Here is a 16,904-nt window from a genome sequence, read left to right on the forward strand (position 1 = left end):
TCATTAGAGCAAGTGTGAGCTTTTCAAAAAAGTTTATTTCATTGAGAGCTGGCATCTTCAGGATTGATCTGATTCGGAGCTCTGCTTGGCAGTTAAGTGTCTCATAGAGAATTCGCAGCCGCAGTACTGTTGATTATAAAAATCGTATTGCTTCAGCAGAATAGTTCTCCTTTCTTGAAGTCCTCCTTTGCGCCAGTTCATTTGGAAGTATTGAACTTCCGGAACTTTTTCAACGGCATAAGCCGCAGCTGCATCAATTTGATCTTGTCGTTTCCAACGAGAGCCTGCAAGAGTGGTTGTAAAAGATTCAATATTATGATCCCGAGCGCATAAAGCCGTCGCCGACAAACGATGTTTGAAGCATGCTAAACATCTTCGGCCTCTTTCAGGTTCGTCCTCTAAACCCTTGACGGCTTCTCGCCATCGAAGATGATCGTAGTCGCCTTCTATGTAGGGAATATTTTCCTGCTCACAAAAACGGACTAATTCATCTTTTCTTTTGAGATATTCCTCATCCGGAAAAATATTAGGGTTATAGAAAAAAACAGTGGTCGGTACCTTCTTCTGTCTGAGCCACTCTAAGATAGCTGATGAGCAGGGTGCGCAGCAGCTATGCAGCAATAAGGAATTCGGTAAAGTTAAATTTTTGTCGGACGGACTTAGCAGCATAAAAAAATAGACGATCAGCGAATGATCGTCTTTCAAATGTTAAAAAGATCTGGTTAGTTAATCGTGGATGAAGCCTTGCCTTCCAATTCTTCCTTGTTCGCACGATGAATCCATTGAAGAACTGTTGCGCGATTAACTTTCGTTAGTTGAGAAATCTGGTTATAAGATTTACCTTCTTCTCTTCTAAGACGAAGAACAGTGGCTTTTTGCTCTGCTGTATAAACTTGTTGTCTGGCATCACGCTCGGCTCTAAAGGTGCCGATAAGGTAGCTGCGGTGCCAATCACGAGCAGTATAGACTGGAATATTTAAAGTCTTTGCGCAATTTTTGTAGCTGCCGCCATTCCTAAAAATTTCAAGTGCTTTTTGACGAGTCTCGAAAGAGTGACGAGGTAACTGTTTACGTACTGCCGGATCCTTTTTTTCAGTGTTTGCCATCTTGCTTAACCCTTTGTTCAGATGTCTTTCAAAACAATTATAATAAATAATATGCTAAATAATTACATTCGTTTTGAATAATAATAGCAAATAATCATGTGGCATTTAATTAGTGGTTATAACCTCACAGCCCCATGAAAAATCCCTAACAAGAGTGATCTTTATAGAAAAACATCTTATTCTTTAATAGGTTGCAAGAAAATAGAGTAGGGTATTTTGGTTAACTAGTTTGAGTAGCAAGATTTAAAACTTTTTCTAAAAAACCCCTTTTTTCATTTTTATTTTGTACGATCTGAACGTCTTTCCGATAAAAAAGGAGCCTTAATTTGTCTGAATTGAAACCCGGTCTTTGTTCTCGTTTTACAGAAATTAAGAACAAATTGAAAGAAGCCGAAAAAGTTGCCGACAGAAAAGAAGGATCTGTTGAACTTCTTCCGGTCTCTAAAACTTTCGGGATAGAAGCCATTATCGAAGGGGTAAAGTGCGGAATGACTTCATTTGGGGAGAACTATGTCCAAGAAGGCTGTTCTAAAATTGATCTTTGCCGAGAATTGTTCCCGAACAACAGTATTACCTGGCACCTTATCGGGCCTCTTCAATCCAATAAGACGAGGGTCGTTGCAGAACGATTTGATTGGGTCCAAACAATTGACCGACTAAAAATTGCACAGAGATTGTCGGATCAACGTCCCCCCGAGATGAGTCCTTTAAATGTGCTTATTGAGGTCAATATTTCAAACCAAGAGAGCAAGAGCGGTGTGGCTCCTGAGGAAGTACGAGCTTTGGCCGATGAAATCCTAAAGATGCCGAACTTGAAATTGAGAGGTTTGATGTGCATCCCGGAGCCGGGCGAGACACCTGAAGAAAAGCTCATTCCCTTGAGAGCCATGAAAACTCTGTTCGACAAGCTCAAGGAAGAAGGCTACGAATTCGATACACTGTCGATGGGCATGTCAGGAGACATGGCTGAAGCAGTTCAAGCCGGATCCACGATGGTTCGAGTAGGGACCGCGATTTTCGGTCCAAGACAATACACAACACAAGGCTAAAAAATGACAGGCAGAAAAGTTGCTTTTATTGGCGGAGGAAATATGGCTTCCGCCATTATTTCTCGTATGGTTTCCACTTGGGATAACCCCGCTTGCATTCATGTCACGGACAAGAATCTTGAAAAACTTGAAAATCTACATAAAGAATTCAACATTTCAACACACCAGGAAACCGGAGAATGGCTTTCTGAAATGGATTGTGTAGTTTTGGCTGTCAAGCCTCAGCAACTTCCGGAGGTATTGATCCAAAATAAAGCGTTCCTGAAAGACACTTTCGTCCTCTCTATCGCAGCCGGCGTTAAGACCCAAGATATCGAAAAGCTTTTAGGCCAGAACAGGATCTGCCGAGTGATGCCGAACACTCCCGTCAGGGAAGGACTGGGCGTATGCGGAATTTTTATGGTTTCCAAAGAGGAAAAAGATAAAGAAACCGTTGAGGCAATTCTTAAACCGACAGGTTTATTAATTTGGTGCGCAACCGAATCCATGATCGATTCTCTCACTGCAGTAAGCGGTTCAGGTCCAGCCTATGTTTTCCTTTTCTTAGCTGCATTGGAGAAAGCTGCATTGGAATTCGGTTTCACTGCACAAGAAGCTCACGACATGGCGGTTTATACCGTTCTTGGTTCTTCAACGTTAGCGCTTAAGAGCGATGAAACTTTTACATCCCTCTGTAAGAAAGTTCAAAGCAAGGGCGGAACAACAATAGAAGCGACAAAGGTCATTGAGGGAAGCGGCTTTGCAGATATGATGCTGAGAGCCATGGAAGCTTGCCGTGCACGTGCTATTGAACTTGGTGATGAATTCAGTAAGAAAGTAGAAAAAGCCGAATAAGCTTTAGAAGCGATTTTTACTATTTTCAAAACAAAAGACGCTGTGATTATCTTGATCCCAGCGTCTTAATTATTACGTTGCAAATTTTGCCTTAGTAGCCGTCTCGAGACAGAGAGTGAGGTTCAAAAGGCAGATGATGGATGCCTTCGAGTTTGATATGAGAGCAAGTTTCTGCTATGCGCTGTACGGCTCTTACGCGTGGAAAACTCTTTCTCCACAAGATAGCTACGAGTCGGGTAGGCACCGGCTTTTTAAATTCGACATATTTGGTTAGTTGATCCCCGACGTCATAATTTTTAGCACTGGCAGGGAACACCGACACGCCTATTCCGCTCGAGACCATGTATCTAAGGGTAGACAGAGTTGAACCTTCCATAAAATGGAGATGTGAATTCGGGTTAGGCTCATTCTTTAAAGAGTCCGGACATACCTTAAGAACTTGATCACGGAAGCAGTTCCCTTGGGCCAGAATCAGCATCTTTTCCTCAATTAATTCTTTGGATTCAATTTCTGATTTTGATGCTAGGGGATGCTTGGCAGGCACAAGAGCGACGAACTCTTCTTCATAGAGATAACTGCATGACAAAGTTTCGTCATAAATTGGAAGAGCACAAATAACAACATCTAAAAGACCGCTCTTTAATTTCTGAATCAGATCGGTTGTATAACCCTCATTGATGATCAACGGCATCTGAGGAGTTCTTTCGATGGATCTTTTAATGAGTTCAGGAAGAAGATAGGGGCTGACGGTGTAGATAACGCCCATGCGGATCGGGCCGTTTAAAGGATCGCTTTCTTCCAATGGAATCTGACGGATCTTCTTGGCTTCATCCAAAACAACCTTAGCTTGTTCAATTATTCTTTGACCAATAGGCGTCAGAGAAATTTCAGTGTTTTTTCTCTCGAAAATTTGAACGCCAAGGTCTTGTTCCAGTTTCTTAATAGCAACCGAAAGAGAAGGCTGCGAAATCTGGCATTTCTCGGCCGCTTTGCCGAAGTGCCGAAGCTGAGCAACAGCAATGGCATATTTCAACTCATTTAAGGTCAATTATTTCTCCTTACTCATGCTTCTAAATATTTTTCTTTACTTTCAAACCATCGGGAGGCATGAGTTTCAGCTCTTGCATCATTGGTCGAAATCCATTTTTTTGCAAGTTCTTTTGCTTTATCGACTAATTCGGAGTCTTGGTCGAAGTTAGCAAATCTTAGAAGAGGGACGCCGGATTGTCTAGAACCAAGAAACTCACCGGGTCCGCGAAGTTCCAAGTCTTTTTTAGCGATGACAAAGCCATCCGTAGTTTCACGGAAGATCTTTAACCGCTGTTTCCCTTCCTGAGAAAGTTTATCTCCGAAAAGTGCTATGCAGTAACTAGCTTTGCTTCCTCTGCCGACTCGCCCTCTGAGCTGGTGCAATTGAGAAAGCCCGAATCTTTCGCTATGTTCAATGACCATGATGGTTGCATTTGGAACATCGACACCAACTTCAATGACCGTTGTTGAAACTAGCAGGGAAGTTTCACCGGATTTGAACCGTTCCATAATCTCATTCTTTTCCTCCGAGGTCATTTTTCCATGCAGTAGTTCAACCTTAAATTCTGGAAGAGACTGCTTTAGTTCCTCGAAAGAAATTGTTGCTGCCGTGAGATCCAGCTTCTCGCTTTCTTCAATTAAAGGGCAAACCCAATAAGCTTGTCTCCCATTTCTTAATTCTTGACGGACACTCTCAATGATTTCTTGTTTTCTTTCTAATTTGAATGTCTTGGTATTAATAGGCGTCCGGCCAGGGGGAAGCTCATCAATTACCGAAATATCGATGTCGGAAAGATAGCTCATGGCTAATGTTCGGGGGATAGGAGTGGCCGACAGCATAAGAAGATGAGGCATTAGTCCTGATGCTCCCAGAGCTCGTAAAGCCAATCGTTGTTCAACTCCAAATCTGTGTTGTTCATCAACAATGGCTAAACCAAGATTTTTGTACTGAACTGCGTCCTGTATCAACGCATGAGTGCCGACGACAATGTCTGCGTCGGACGCAATCCTTTCTAAAGCTTCTCTTTTTTCTTTGGCCTTGAGTTTTCCTGTCAGCCAAACCACTTTAACATCGAATGGTTTCAGCCACTCTAATATTTTCTTGAAATGCTGTTCAGCCAAGATTTCTGTCGGTGCCATCAGAGCAGCTTGATATCCGTTATCGATGGTTAGGGCCGCGCTCATAGCAGCAATAATTGTTTTACCGCTTCCTACATCTCCTTGAACAAGCCGGTTCATAGGAATAGGACCCTTCATTGATTTAACGATTTCTTTCCAAACCTTTACTTGGGCTTTGGTGAGCTTAAATGGTAAGGAACGGTAAAGTTTTCCGGTCAATGATCCTTCTTTGTCTTCCGGCGGGAGAATTTGTGGTGCTTTAAGAGCTTCTCTTCTTTTGCGGGAAAGGGTGAGCATAATTTGTTGAGCCAGTAGCTCATCAAATTTCAATCTCTCCCAACCGGGAGAAGTTTTCATTTGAAGTTCTTCTAAATTTGCATCCGGTGCAGGATAGTGAATGGACTCAATGGCTTTACGCAGAGGCGGAAGATTTAATTCGCTCAGTTCTTCTGCATTTAAAAGATCAACAATATCTACGTTTAAAAGAGCTGTTTGAATTCTTTTTCTTAGCCAAGGCTGTGTGATTCCCTCTCCGGCCGGATATACGGGCGTTAAGGATTTATCCAATTCTCGAGTGGGTCTCGATATTTTAGATTTCGGATGGATTATTTCTAACCCGTCTCCTTTCCAAGCACTTTTTACCTTACCGAAAAGAAGGACTTTATTTCCCGGTTTGAATGTATCTTTGACAGAGGGGAAATATTTAAAAAATTTAACTTGAATTGAGCCGGTCTCGTCTTCAACGACGGCTTCAAATCTTTTAGCGAAGACTTGTTCGTGAGAATCTGTGACCACACCCTCGATTAACACTGTTTGCTCAGGCTGTGCATCTGCAATAGAAGTAATTTGAGTTTTGTCTTCATAGCGTAGGGGCAGATGAAGAACAAAATCCCATTCACGAGATAAACCTATTTTCTCCAGACGTTCTTTTATAGGAGCACGTTTTTTTCTAATAGGTTTTTCTATTTTTTCAGGTTGGGAAACTGGTGAAGATGTGAGCACTTCAAAATCTCTCTTTTTAGTGCTCACATTGTAGTGGAAGTCTGATATTTACGGTAAGGCAGTTCAACCAAAGTTGGACGTGCTTAGGGTTAGAGAGAACCTATTTCCCGGATGGAAGGACTCTGTGATTTGCAGCAGCTTGTTATCGCTGGATTTGTAGTGTCTCAAAATCCTAAGTGAGGGAAGGCCCGGTGCGACAAGCAAATGTTTGGCAGCCTCATCCGGCAACGCGACCGCTGTTACTTTCTGTGTCATTTGAGAACATCTCTCTCTATATTCTTTTTCAATGAGAGCGCTTAAAAGAGGAAGGGAAGGACGTTCGGCCATCTGAGGGAGGCGACTGTAAGCCGCATTTACATATACAGTGGTCCATACAATGGGACGATCTTCATCTTCCGGATCAGTTAAAACATTGGAAAATCTCAATAGTTTGAGCTGCTCTTCACACTCCAGCTGCAAAGCCAATGTTCTATCCACGATGCATTCAGTTGTAAGGTGCACAATTCGCTTATGCGTTTCCGATACAGGATGAAATTGCGGGAGAGAAGCAGAGGGGAGTAGAGGCTTGCTTCCCAGGGAAATGACTTTAGAACCTAATCGAGGCCAACGCTTAATGTATCCTAACCTAGTTAGATTGTCCAGAGCCATTCTTACCGTATATCGGCTGACGTTATATTTAGCGCAGAGTTCCATTTCCGTTGGCAGGTAGGAATTTAACGGGAAAGTACCGTCGGAAATCTCAGCAGTAAGATCATCAGCTAGTTTTACCCAACGAGCATTTTTCATATAATCGTCTTCACGTTTGATTGTAATAAGTTTTTGTGATCACAATTTAATGGTATTCCAGATACCCTGTTTTCGCAATTAAGAAAACCCAATACAGATAGGTAATTTGAGAGATTTCTTGACCTTTTTATTGGTTACATATATCTATTAATTAAAATATTTTCTTTTAAGTTATATGGAAAATATTTTAGAAAATAACCTCCCGGAAAAATAAATACCCACCTAAAATTTCCCCACCTAATAGGCGTGGGGTGAGAACCACTGTTCCAGCGGGGGAATAAATATAATTTTTTTAGGGGGAAAACTTTTGGATAATCTAAAAATAACCCGGGGGAAATTGTAGAGACAAATAATTTTATAGTTGTAAAAATGAGACAAATATATACCGCTTTCAAGTCATATATTTTTTTGGTGAAAATGCTTAGGAAAAGAAGTATGTTTTTTTGCGGTTTAGCCTCTCTCTTTCATTAATATGTCGGAAAAGGAGGAATTTGGATGACTCTCGGTCGATTAACCCGTACTGCTTTACCGTTTGTTCTAACAGCACTAAGTCTTTCTGCGGCTGCACAACAAGCCGAAACGACTCCGGCATCAGCTCCGGAACATGAAATTAAAGAAAACGTTGTGGCAACAGCAAAGGATGATTCTTCATTTTCCCAGGTTTCTCCGGAAGAAAAGACTGCTGTTGAGCTTCGATCTTCGACTGAAGGGGCCGGCTCATCCGTAGAGAAAGCCGGGCCTCAAGAAGAGAAGGGACACAAGCTACCCGAAGCAGACCATTCTCATGATGAAAGCGTAAAGAGCACAATAGTCCAAATCTCCGAAGAAGATCAAAAGAAAATCAATGACCTAATTAGACAAGCTGAAGTGTATTTATACGGTGACGGCGTCCAGGTAAATCTGCAAAAAGCCGCTGAGTTATACAATGCGGCAGGAGATTTAGGCAGTCCTAAGGCAAAGCTTCGATTGTCTACTATGTATCGACAAGGCCAAGGTGTTCAAAAAGATCTTAACCATGCTTTTGAGTTGGTGATGGAAGCAGCCAATCAAGACTTTGCTCCGGCCCAATCGGCTCTGAGCAGCTATTTCAGAACCGGCATAGGAGTCAATAAAGATATTGAACAAGCTGATTATTGGCTAGAGAAAGCTGCCGAAAACGGCCATACACGCTCAAAGGTTCTTTTTTCTTCAATTCTTGAAAGAGACGTCTCCAATCCTGCTTCTTTAGAAAAAGCAAGACGTTTTACTGAAGAAGTTAAGAATGAAGCTTCTCCTCAGGAAATTTATTCCATTGGTTATTCTTACGCCAATGGGTTCGGCTTGCCTAAAGATTTGAAGAAAGCCATGGAATGGGCAAGGCTTGGAGCAGATAAAGGAGAAGTTAACTCTATTTATCTCTTGGGAGATTGCTACTGGAGAGAAAAAAACATTGCTGAAGCATCTGTCTGGTTCGAGAAGGCTGCAGAAAAAGGTTTGAGAGCCGCTCAGCTTCAGACCGGAAGACTTTATCGCGATGGAGCACCCGGAGTCCAAAAGAATTTAGGAAAGGCTGTTAAGTGGTTGGAGATTGCTTATCCGTCCGGAGACAAAAATGACCTTTTTAGTCTTGTCGTAATGAGGGCAACGGGGCCAAAGGCAGTTAGAAATCTGGCAAAGGGGCAAGAGTGGTTAGACCGGTATATTCCTGAAGCGACAGTTGAAGAATTGAATGAGCAGGGAGAAAAGTTTTGGAACGGGAATGGCGTTCGCAGAAACTTTAATTTAGGTGGAGCATTGTGTTTAGCTGCACTGAAGAAAGGAGACAGAGGCAATCTTTGCGGTTTTGCTGAAAAATTGGGAACCAAAAATTGGGGAAAAGCCGATTTTGTTACATCCTACTCATTGTTGAATCAGTGCGTAATCGACCATCCTGAAAACGAGCAAATGAAAAGAGCATTTGATGCATTACAAGAGAGGATGTCGGCAAAACAAGTTGAAGATGCTCAAGAGCTAGATCCAACGGATGCATTAAACGACTATTTAGCAAAAAATATTCCTCAGCTAAATTAAATTTTGAAGAAAATTTGAAAAATTAAAAAAAATCGTTTACATTTAGAAAACTTGTGGGGCAATAGCTCAGTTGGGAGAGCGCAGCGTTCGCAATGCTGAGGTCGAGGGTTCGATCCCCTTTTGCTCCACCAAGCTACTTACTTTCAATGACCTCTTGCGACCGTCATAAACAGTCTAACTTATTAATTTTAAATAAATTATTTGATAAATCGGAAAGCCGGCTAGAGTCGTAAGAGGGCCAGGTTTATCTCAAAATATCTTGTTGAGCGGTACACCAAGCGGTGCACTTCTCACAGATTTTATTAAATGTGTACCATCTTCATGGCCAAGCCAAGATCGTCTGGTTTTTGCACACTTCCAGACGGTTTTCCCGCTGATGAAAACAGTTTGTGCCTTTATGTGAGAGGGGACACTCAGACTTTGGTTTATCGAAGCACTGTCAACGGCAAAAGAGTTAAACGAGGTTTAAACTCTATAAAAGTTCTAAAATTCTGCTTTCTGTAGCAGGAGAAAGTCGTAAGCGATTTATTTCTCGGAGTCTTCCATCAAGGTAAGCCTTTTTTCGATCCCTGCGAGACGATTAAGAAATACACGCCTAAAGTTATCGTTAGATTTTAGCGCGTCATTTATTGTGAGCATTTTTTTCTCAAAGCTTCCCCCGTCTAGAGCTGAGACTCTTCCGTCTACCCTAGAAATTTTTCTCTCCATTTCATTTAGACGGTTATCGATTTTTTTCGGTATTGAAATAACTTTGTTCCTTTTAGAAAGCAATTCTTCAATAGCGGTTTCTAATTTCTTCTGTTGACTCAAAATTCCCTTAAGCTTGATTTCAAAGTTTTTGATTAGGTTTTCAAGGTTATTAAAATCCTCAGATGTAGGCAAAACTTCTAGTTCGGGGAATTTTTTTTCCAATGTTCCCACTCTATCCCCGAGGCTCTCTAGAGAAACGGCTTGCCTTTGGGTAGTTTGAGTCAGCTCGATAACCTTGTTGTAGCTGGAATAAAAGTTCCTCACTTCGTAATTAATATCAACACTTAGGCGCGAGAAGTCATTAACTACTGAACGTAATTTATCGGCTTTATCAGTGAAGTTATCTAGCTCTTTAAGGGTGTCCTCGCTTTTAAGAAGTTTTTTTAGGTTGTTATCTATTCTCGTAACCTGGTAACCAATGGCCTTTGTATCATTTACATCCTGGCGCAGTTTTTCTATTTCTTCTAAAATCCTAACAGGGGTTGCTTTTGTTAGTCGATCCTTAGCGTCTAACAGTTCGTCCACGTCAGCTCTCAGCCTTTCAAAATCCTCAACACCCACTGAAGGCCTGGGTTTAGAGTTTTCGGTTCCATGTAGCTTATCTTGTGGAAAATTTACTTTTTCTCCTCTTTTATGGAGGATGTCAAGCTGGCCTTTGTGATGACCTCCGTTTTGCAGAGGAGTTCCCAAGTCAGGGCGGTATCTTGTTTCCCCTGTGCCACCGAAAGGATTTCCAGAGGCGTAATTGGAATGGTTGTGGGCCATCTGCTCTCGGACATCCCGCGTGCCATTTTGCATTATTGTCTCCGTTTTAACTTGTTACATTGTTTTATTTAAGCTCTGGAAATTCTTCCAGTCAAAAAGAGAGACCAAAGTACTAAACTTTATTTTTTTGGTCGACATTGGTTTTCAGGTTCTGGCATGTAACTCCATAGTTCTCTCCAAGAGAACGGCATACCATCTTTGCGTTGTAAGACATTATTTCGGATGGCTTTTCTTTGAACATCATAATTGTTTGATTGGCTGTTGGGAATCGAATAAAAGAGGTTGTTCCAAATCTATTTCCAACTGCGTTCCCATAGGTAGTGTTTCCGAAAGTTTGCGCCGTGCCAGAAGCGTTCATAGTTGAGTAGGACATAGCAAATCCACCATCGTTGTATGCGTTTTTGTCTATGATTGCAAAGTATGAAAAGCCATGCAAAAGAGTTAGGTCAGCACTGCGAATCATTGTGTAGTCGATCGCTTTTTTCCGGCTGGTGTACCCATTTCCTTCAAAAGAGACTTGCCAGATATTTTCCCCCAGTTGAGATTCTGTGAATCCTCCTAGCAGACCTTTTGATGAGTATGGTGTGGCACATCCAGTCAAAGCTAAAACAGCACAGAAAATAAGAAATTTTTTCATTTTGTACCTATTACAATTTGTAATAAATAAATGCTACCCCCTGGTAATTACGCTGGTCAATAAGAGAAATCTTGGTGTCATAAAAGGTCGTCTGACACCGTTGAAGCTTGTAAGAGAGGCAACTCGCGTTAATACGAAGCGTAGAACTTTTTTGCCACAGTTTTGAAAAATACAGAAGCTTCGACCATCGGCACGTCAGACGGAGTTAATCCAACAAACACCTTTCTGTACACCCGTTGCAAAAGTGTATCTGCGAGCTCAGAACTTAATCCTTCTGGCTGGCTCGGATAAAGAGCATCGGAACTTGTCGCTTCATCGGATGCCGGTACCAGTAAGGGTACGGGAGCCCGCAACAAGAACGTATCTGAGCTCCTAGAAGTTATATTGTTTTATCAAGTAAAAGAGGAGACGATTAGGCGGAAGCACTATTCGAGAAAATCAAGAAAGGGGAGGCTGCGTTCTCCGGCCGTTGAACGCAGACAATTCGACAATTGCCAATATGGACGTCCTTGGCAAGAGCATACCTCTATAAGAGCGTACCTCTAAGCTCAGAAACGCGACCTTCAGGCAGGCTCAGTCACGCCGGTCAAGTTCAAGCCTCCGCGGCTGCCAGAAACAAGAATTTATCTGAGCTTGTTAAAATTATCTCAGGTAAAAAGATACTTTTCAATGGAGATGAGTTCAAAGAACGCGAGGAATCTCCGAGGAAAACTTTATCAAATTTGAGAGAGCTTAAAAACGTTAAAGAATTTGAAGTAACCCTAACTACTACTTAGGATTATTCTGCGATTTGTCCGCTTCTTGATTTCGGGGATACTTTTAATCAGTCTTAAGAACCCTATTGCTGTTTCAAGTACTAATAATCAAAAATTTCTCGCATAAATATTTTCCCCCTTAATGCATCTACAGGTAGGATTAAAAACCAAACACTAAGAAAATCGCCACTTAAATACATGAAGCTTCCTCTCCTGAGAAAAACATCCTTCAATTTCGAAATGCTTTTTGTTCGCTGATTACATTAACAATTTTTGATTTCGAAGGCTAAATTCGCTGTAGTTAAAAATCATCAAAGGCGATTAGTTATAGAAAAAAGAAACTATGAGTTTTTTGGCTCTCTGTTTAGAATTGAGAAAAATTTTCAAATTAAAAAAGCCATGGTTCAAGATTACTTCTCACTTTACTCAAAAGATAAAAACTTTTTGCTTTTGAGAATCCACCACAAAGTTGATTTCTCAGATGAAATAGCCTGGAGCCATTGCTGGGATTTAGCTAAAGAAGATTGTTTTGATGAAATTACTGGGAAAATTTTTACCTATCTCACCCAAGGCTTTGACTGCATAGATAGTTGGCAGGGCGACCAAGTCGGCTGGCACGAAAGTATTAAGCATCTTGGCTTTGAACCGATTGTGTCAGAAATGGAGCTTCTGCCTGCTTTTATCGAGAATTCTGCCAATTCTTATGTTGTGAATTTGAAAAGCCGATTCCAAATCCATCAAAATCAGGTGTCCTCTCTGCAGATTCCAACCTATGTCGGATCACTTTACGATGCCTTATGCTCTAAAGGAATTCAATGCAAGAAGCCGAGAGTGTCTAACGCGGTTTGCTATATTAGAGTTGACTCAGTTCTCACAGAGAATTGGGTTGATATCGTGAAGAATTTGGATCAATACTCGTTGGATTGAAAAAAATGAGAAGAAAAGACAGAGAACTCTCCCAAGAAGAAGCATTGGTAATCATTAAAGACACCAAAATGGCAGTCCTTTCTATGATTTCTCCTGAAGGACTTCCTTACGCCACTCCAATCTCTCCGGCTTACATAGACGGGAAAATTTACTTTCATAGCTCTAGTTCGGAAGACGGCGTTAAAAAATCTTCTCTTATTAACAATGGCAACGTCATCCTCACATACGTCGGATACAACGAAAATGATTTGGAATATCTTCCGCAATTATCCGTTAATTATGTGTCGGCTATGGTGAAAGGAAAAGCCTCGCTGGTAACGGATGAAGATAAAAAGAAGACTTTGACAGTGAAGCTTTCCGAAACTCAATTTCCGATGGCAGATAAAAAGAGCATTGAAGAAGTTTACGACGCCGCCCACAAATTCATAGATTTGTGGGAAATTGAGATTTCTGAAATTACCGGAAAAGGTAGAAATAAACACCTCTACTTCCAATAAAAACTAACGGGCCGAACGGCCCGTGGCTTCATTACTTGATATCAGGAATTGAATTATCCTTTTGAAGTTTTAGAACCGTTTTTCTGACGACTCCGCAGGGAAACCAGTCTTCTTTAGCTTTACGGAGGCCTGGAACGCCTAAGTCTTCCTCACGGTTTAGTACTTTATATTTCTCAGGAAGCATTTTTGCTAACGCAACTGCCAAAGCTGGATATGCCCCCACAATGTTGCGGTCTGCTTTTTCGATATGAACGGCGAAGATATCATCGTAGACGCCTGATCCGTACGTAAATCCAAAGACGCTATCTCCTTCTTTCAAAATACCGCCGATGAGTTCAAAATCATCCCAGTGTTCAAAAGCTAGATTGATGGCATCTCTTTCTGCAATCAAGCCCTCGTCCATATCGCCTCTGCTTTCGTACCACTTCTCTAAGAAAGCTCTTGCCATAGGAATTGTTGACGGATTTAAGGGAATGAATTCAGCATTCGGATAGGCTTTATTAAAGCGTTTGTTGAAGTTTCTTTTACCGTTGAGCTGTCTGCCCTCTAAAGTCAGGAAACGCTCTTTAGCGTAAAGGTAGTCCCACCAAGAATTCGAGGAAACGGTAATAAAGTTGCGGTAACGGAAAAGTCTTTGTACATGCTCTGTCATTTCCGTAAACCGGCCGAAAAGAAGAAGAGGTTCTTTGCAGTTTTTACACTGGCATTCTAACTGCGGCAGTATGTCTGCGATCTTTGGACTATTCCAAGGAACGACATAAGCTGCAGGACATTCAGGATATGGCTGCCAATTTAAGACGATTTCACCTTCAACTTCGGCGTATTGAATCTTGTATTCGGCGCTTCTTCCGATAATGGAGACCAGTGCCAAGTTACAGTCTCCGTCCTGTAAAGAGCCGATATGCTCTTTAAGCAAAGGAAGTGTTTCTAGAGTTACAGGTTTTAGTTCTATGCTCATCTTCTTTAGATGTAACTAAGGTAGTTTCATCTTAATTATTTTGTACACATTGGATTTTAAAGCAAAGGTCTTTGTGAGAGGATGAAGATGCTTAACCTGAGGAATGGAAAAAGTACTCAGTTTCCGATACCGCTCTTATATAATGTGCGGGTAACTTTTGGAGATGACCAATGGAAAACGTATTAAATGTTACTGAAGCAAATTACGAAGAAACCGTTGTAAAGTGCCCTAAGAAAGTTCTTTTGGCTATTGGTGCACCATGGTGTGTAGATTGCCAAAGAATCCAGCCGATGTTTATGCAATTCGCAACAGAATATGCAGATCGCTTGCAGTTTGCTTATTGCGACTTCGACAAAGAAAGCGGATTAAATGCAAAATTCCGCGTTCGCCATATTCCGACTTTGTTAGTTCTGAAGAATGGTGAAGTATTAGACACATTAGTGGAGCCGAAGAATCCGGAACTCTTCAAAGCTTTTGTAGAAAAAGCACTTACCCTCTAATTTTCTGTTGGAGGCTCAAAACTATCCTTATGGGCTTTTGAGCCTCTTTCTTCTAGCTGCTTCAATCTTTTCTTGGTTTACATGCCGCCAGGCTCTGATGAAACAGAGTAAAAACATTAAAGCGGTTTGTGCCAGCCAAACCTAGCCTCCGGCAAGACATCACAGTTTTCATAGATAGCATCTACGGCGTCTTCATACTGTTGAACGTCTTTGGCTTTAAAAAGCTTTTTCGCAAGCCTATCCTCAGTTGAAAGCAGGTTAAGCTGGAAAAACCAATATTCCTTCATGCGCATAACGGCATTCTTCGCACTTCCAAAAGCTTCCGAGTAGCCGATAAAAAGTTTTTCACTGAAATCTCGGAGTTCTGCTTTAGAGGCTGCCGAGCCACCGTTAAATTTTCTGAAAAGAGCAGGGTCGGCAACCAATCCTCGGCCAACCATCACCATAGAAAGCGTCGGAAACCTGCCCAACGTTTCATGAATATCCTTCGTGGAAACAATATCGCCGTTATAGCCGACAGGAAAAGAAAACTTGTTGAAATTCGCTTCAAAGACTCCTTTCCTGCAGTCGCCCTTATATTGATCCGTTTTTAAACGCGGATGAATGATGAGTTTGGCTAATGGGTATTGGCTGTAAAGGTTAGCTAAATCTTCAAACTCTTCCGGATTGCTCCATCCAAGCCTTGTTTTAATCGAAATTTTGATTTGATGTTCTTGAGAAAAAATGCCGTCAAGTAATGGTCTGAGAACATCAAAATTTCTTAACAGTCCCGATCCTTTGCATTTAGCCACAACGGTTCCCGCAGGACATCCGAGATTTAAATTAACTTCTGAATATCCCAGATCGTATAAAGCTTTTGCAGCCCATTCAAAATCTTGAGGCTTGTTGGTCAAGAGCTGAGGAATAACATTCAGTCCGGAATTGAGTGCCGGATTGAGTTCTCTCATTTGTCTTTCTGTAAATTTTGGCTCAGAAGTGGGCGTGACAAAAGGAATGTAGTAACTGTCAGCAGTTCCAAAGATTTCAGAATGGACTTTTCTAAAAACTCTAGTTGTCAGCCCCTCCATTGGGGCGACAGATAATTCAACGGACATTTGGCAGCTAATGGATAGATCTAAACAATCCTGCAAATTTAACAGACAAAGCTTATTTACGGAGCGGCATGGGAAATAGAAATATCCACGTTTGGTTTATCTTGAAGAGTTAGATCAGATAAAGTAACGTTAGCATTGCCTGCCTGAAACACTTTAGAGGGCCGATCAAACATCGGAAGCTTTTTCTCAGTTGGCTGCCCGTATAATCCGTTCAAAATCTTTGAATAAGTGGCATTGTTTATCTCGTATTCCGTCTTCTGCGTAATCCTAATAGACTTAAATTTTGATTTGTTCTTATCGTCGACTTCAAAGTAAAAATGTAGTCTTCCACAGCTATTTTTCAATTTGGTCCGGAGAGTTTGCCATTGAGGATCTGTTGTGTCGGCTCTTAAACATCCGTACTCCGCACCGAATTTATCAACATCGGCAAAGGAGCCTTTGCCATTAGGAAATGCTTTGATAAGAGCGGCAATCTCTTCCGAAACATTGTTTGTGAGATTTTTTGGGTTTTCTCCCGGAGTTTGAAGAATCACCTCAACCTTTAAAAATTCAGCATAGGTGGACCAAGTCATAAAGGCGATTTTGTCCTTGTTCTGGAATCGCTGCTGATTGGTAAAAAGCTGTTTGCTTTCAGAGCGGGCACCTAAACCTAAACTTTTTTTGATTTCGTTTTCGACTTCGGTTCTAACTTTGTCAAAGGCCTCACGGCTTTTGAAATCCCATTCCAGCGTAAAGCTGTCTGCTGTTTTATTAGGGCCGAGTAGGGTGACGATAGGGGGTGTCAACTCAATTGGCGATTTAAAAGTCGGGCTAAAAACCAGATATTCGCCCGCAAACAATTGTTTAAGTTTTGCTCCATCGGCTGAAAATAACTGATCTAGGTCTTTTAGCGTTGATTTTCCAAGTTCAACCTTGGTTAAAAAGAACTTCAAAACATTACTTGGCGTTGCGTCCTCTGCGGTTATTGGCTTCGGCTCTTCAGTAGTTTTATTTTCTGCTGAATTTACGGGGGCAGCCGGTGCAGCTCCTGCTGCCCCCGTAAATTCA

Annotated in this window: 16 protein-coding genes and 1 tRNA gene; 7 read left to right on the top strand and 10 right to left on the bottom strand. The window is 41.5% G+C overall.

Translation table 11 applies throughout. From position 1 onward, the window contains the following. Positions 1 to 57: 57 nt before the first annotated feature. Both RDK53_RS04230 and RDK53_RS04235 read right to left on the bottom strand, forming a co-directional pair. Positions 58 to 705, bottom strand: a complete 648-nt coding sequence (locus RDK53_RS04230; RefSeq protein ID WP_308513441.1) for an epoxyqueuosine reductase QueH — start codon at positions 703 to 705, stop codon at positions 58 to 60. Between the two features lie 17 nt (positions 706 to 722). After that, positions 723 to 1,106: a helix-turn-helix domain-containing protein gene (locus RDK53_RS04235; RefSeq protein ID WP_308513442.1), complete on the bottom strand. Its 384-nt coding sequence runs from the start codon at positions 1,104 to 1,106 to the stop codon at positions 723 to 725. A 326-nt stretch (positions 1,107 to 1,432) separates the two neighbouring features. Between RDK53_RS04235 and RDK53_RS04240 the strand changes: the two genes are divergently transcribed. Further along, positions 1,433 to 2,155: a YggS family pyridoxal phosphate-dependent enzyme gene (locus RDK53_RS04240; protein ID WP_308513443.1), complete on the top strand. Its 723-nt coding sequence runs from the start codon at positions 1,433 to 1,435 to the stop codon at positions 2,153 to 2,155. 3 nt (positions 2,156 to 2,158) lie between these two features. Next, positions 2,159 to 2,989 (top strand): pyrroline-5-carboxylate reductase, encoded by an 831-nt coding sequence (proC, locus tag RDK53_RS04245; protein WP_308513444.1) that lies wholly within the window; start codon positions 2,159 to 2,161, stop codon positions 2,987 to 2,989. 91 nt (positions 2,990 to 3,080) lie between these two features. Here proC and RDK53_RS04250 read toward each other — a convergent pair whose 3' ends face one another. The 3 genes from RDK53_RS04250 to RDK53_RS04260 all read right to left on the bottom strand — a co-directional run bounded on the left by RDK53_RS04250 (position 3,081) and on the right by RDK53_RS04260 (position 6,925). Next, positions 3,081 to 4,037 carry a hydrogen peroxide-inducible genes activator gene (locus tag RDK53_RS04250; protein WP_308513445.1) on the bottom strand — a complete coding sequence of 319 codons (957 nt, stop codon included), beginning with the start codon at positions 4,035 to 4,037 and terminating at the stop codon, positions 3,081 to 3,083. Positions 4,038 to 4,051: 14 nt separating this feature from the next. Then, positions 4,052 to 6,139, bottom strand: coding sequence for an ATP-dependent DNA helicase RecG (gene recG / locus RDK53_RS04255; RefSeq protein WP_308513446.1), 2,088 nt, complete (start codon positions 6,137 to 6,139; stop codon positions 4,052 to 4,054). Positions 6,140 to 6,202: 63 nt separating this feature from the next. Beyond that, the gene (locus RDK53_RS04260) at positions 6,203 to 6,925 is read right to left on the bottom strand and encodes a GntR family transcriptional regulator (protein WP_308513447.1); all 723 of its coding nucleotides are present in this window, start codon (positions 6,923 to 6,925) and stop codon (positions 6,203 to 6,205) included. Positions 6,926 to 7,420: 495 nt separating this feature from the next. Here RDK53_RS04260 and RDK53_RS04265 point away from each other — a divergent pair, with 495 nt between their 5' ends. Beyond that, on the top strand, positions 7,421 to 8,974 hold the full coding sequence (locus tag RDK53_RS04265) for a tetratricopeptide repeat protein (protein WP_308513448.1): 1,554 nt from the start codon (positions 7,421 to 7,423) through the stop codon (positions 8,972 to 8,974). Between the two features lie 55 nt (positions 8,975 to 9,029). After that, a tRNA-Ala gene (locus tag RDK53_RS04270) sits at positions 9,030 to 9,105 on the top strand. A 394-nt stretch (positions 9,106 to 9,499) separates the two neighbouring features. On the opposite strand, the gene RDK53_RS04275 is transcribed toward RDK53_RS04270, so the two are convergent. Beyond that, a complete protein-coding gene (locus RDK53_RS04275; protein WP_308513449.1) occupies positions 9,500 to 10,522 on the bottom strand; it encodes a hypothetical protein in 1,023 nt (340 codons plus the stop codon). Between the two features lie 79 nt (positions 10,523 to 10,601). After that, positions 10,602 to 11,126, bottom strand: a complete 525-nt coding sequence (locus RDK53_RS04280) for a hypothetical protein (RefSeq protein ID WP_308513450.1) — start codon at positions 11,124 to 11,126, stop codon at positions 10,602 to 10,604. A gap of 1,154 nt (positions 11,127 to 12,280) precedes the next feature. Between RDK53_RS04280 and RDK53_RS04285 the strand changes: the two genes are divergently transcribed. Both RDK53_RS04285 and RDK53_RS04290 read left to right on the top strand, forming a co-directional pair. Then, a complete protein-coding gene (locus tag RDK53_RS04285; protein WP_308513451.1) occupies positions 12,281 to 12,808 on the top strand; it encodes a hypothetical protein in 528 nt (175 codons plus the stop codon). 5 nt (positions 12,809 to 12,813) lie between these two features. Continuing rightward, on the top strand, positions 12,814 to 13,305 hold the full coding sequence (locus RDK53_RS04290; RefSeq protein ID WP_308513452.1) for a pyridoxamine 5'-phosphate oxidase family protein: 492 nt from the start codon (positions 12,814 to 12,816) through the stop codon (positions 13,303 to 13,305). Between the two features lie 31 nt (positions 13,306 to 13,336). Here the strand turns inward: RDK53_RS04290 and RDK53_RS04295 are convergent, their stop codons facing one another. Next, positions 13,337 to 14,263 carry a phosphatidylglycerol lysyltransferase domain-containing protein gene (locus tag RDK53_RS04295; RefSeq protein ID WP_308513453.1) on the bottom strand — a complete coding sequence of 309 codons (927 nt, stop codon included), beginning with the start codon at positions 14,261 to 14,263 and terminating at the stop codon, positions 13,337 to 13,339. Positions 14,264 to 14,433: 170 nt separating this feature from the next. Between RDK53_RS04295 and RDK53_RS04300 the strand changes: the two genes are divergently transcribed. Further along, a complete protein-coding gene (locus tag RDK53_RS04300) occupies positions 14,434 to 14,763 on the top strand; it encodes a thioredoxin domain-containing protein (RefSeq protein WP_308513454.1) in 330 nt (109 codons plus the stop codon). Positions 14,764 to 14,879: 116 nt separating this feature from the next. On the opposite strand, the gene RDK53_RS04305 is transcribed toward RDK53_RS04300, so the two are convergent. Both RDK53_RS04305 and RDK53_RS04310 read right to left on the bottom strand, forming a co-directional pair. Continuing rightward, positions 14,880 to 15,857: a tRNA-dihydrouridine synthase family protein gene (locus tag RDK53_RS04305; protein ID WP_308513455.1), complete on the bottom strand. Its 978-nt coding sequence runs from the start codon at positions 15,855 to 15,857 to the stop codon at positions 14,880 to 14,882. Positions 15,858 to 15,913: 56 nt separating this feature from the next. Next, on the bottom strand, positions 15,914 to 16,904 hold a 991-nt coding region (locus tag RDK53_RS04310), incomplete at its 5' end, for a hypothetical protein (RefSeq protein WP_308513456.1).

It is taken from the genome of uncultured Turicimonas sp. (assembly GCF_902477955.1).
In the GTDB taxonomy this organism is placed as follows: Bacteria; Pseudomonadota; Gammaproteobacteria; order Burkholderiales; family Burkholderiaceae_F; genus Turicimonas.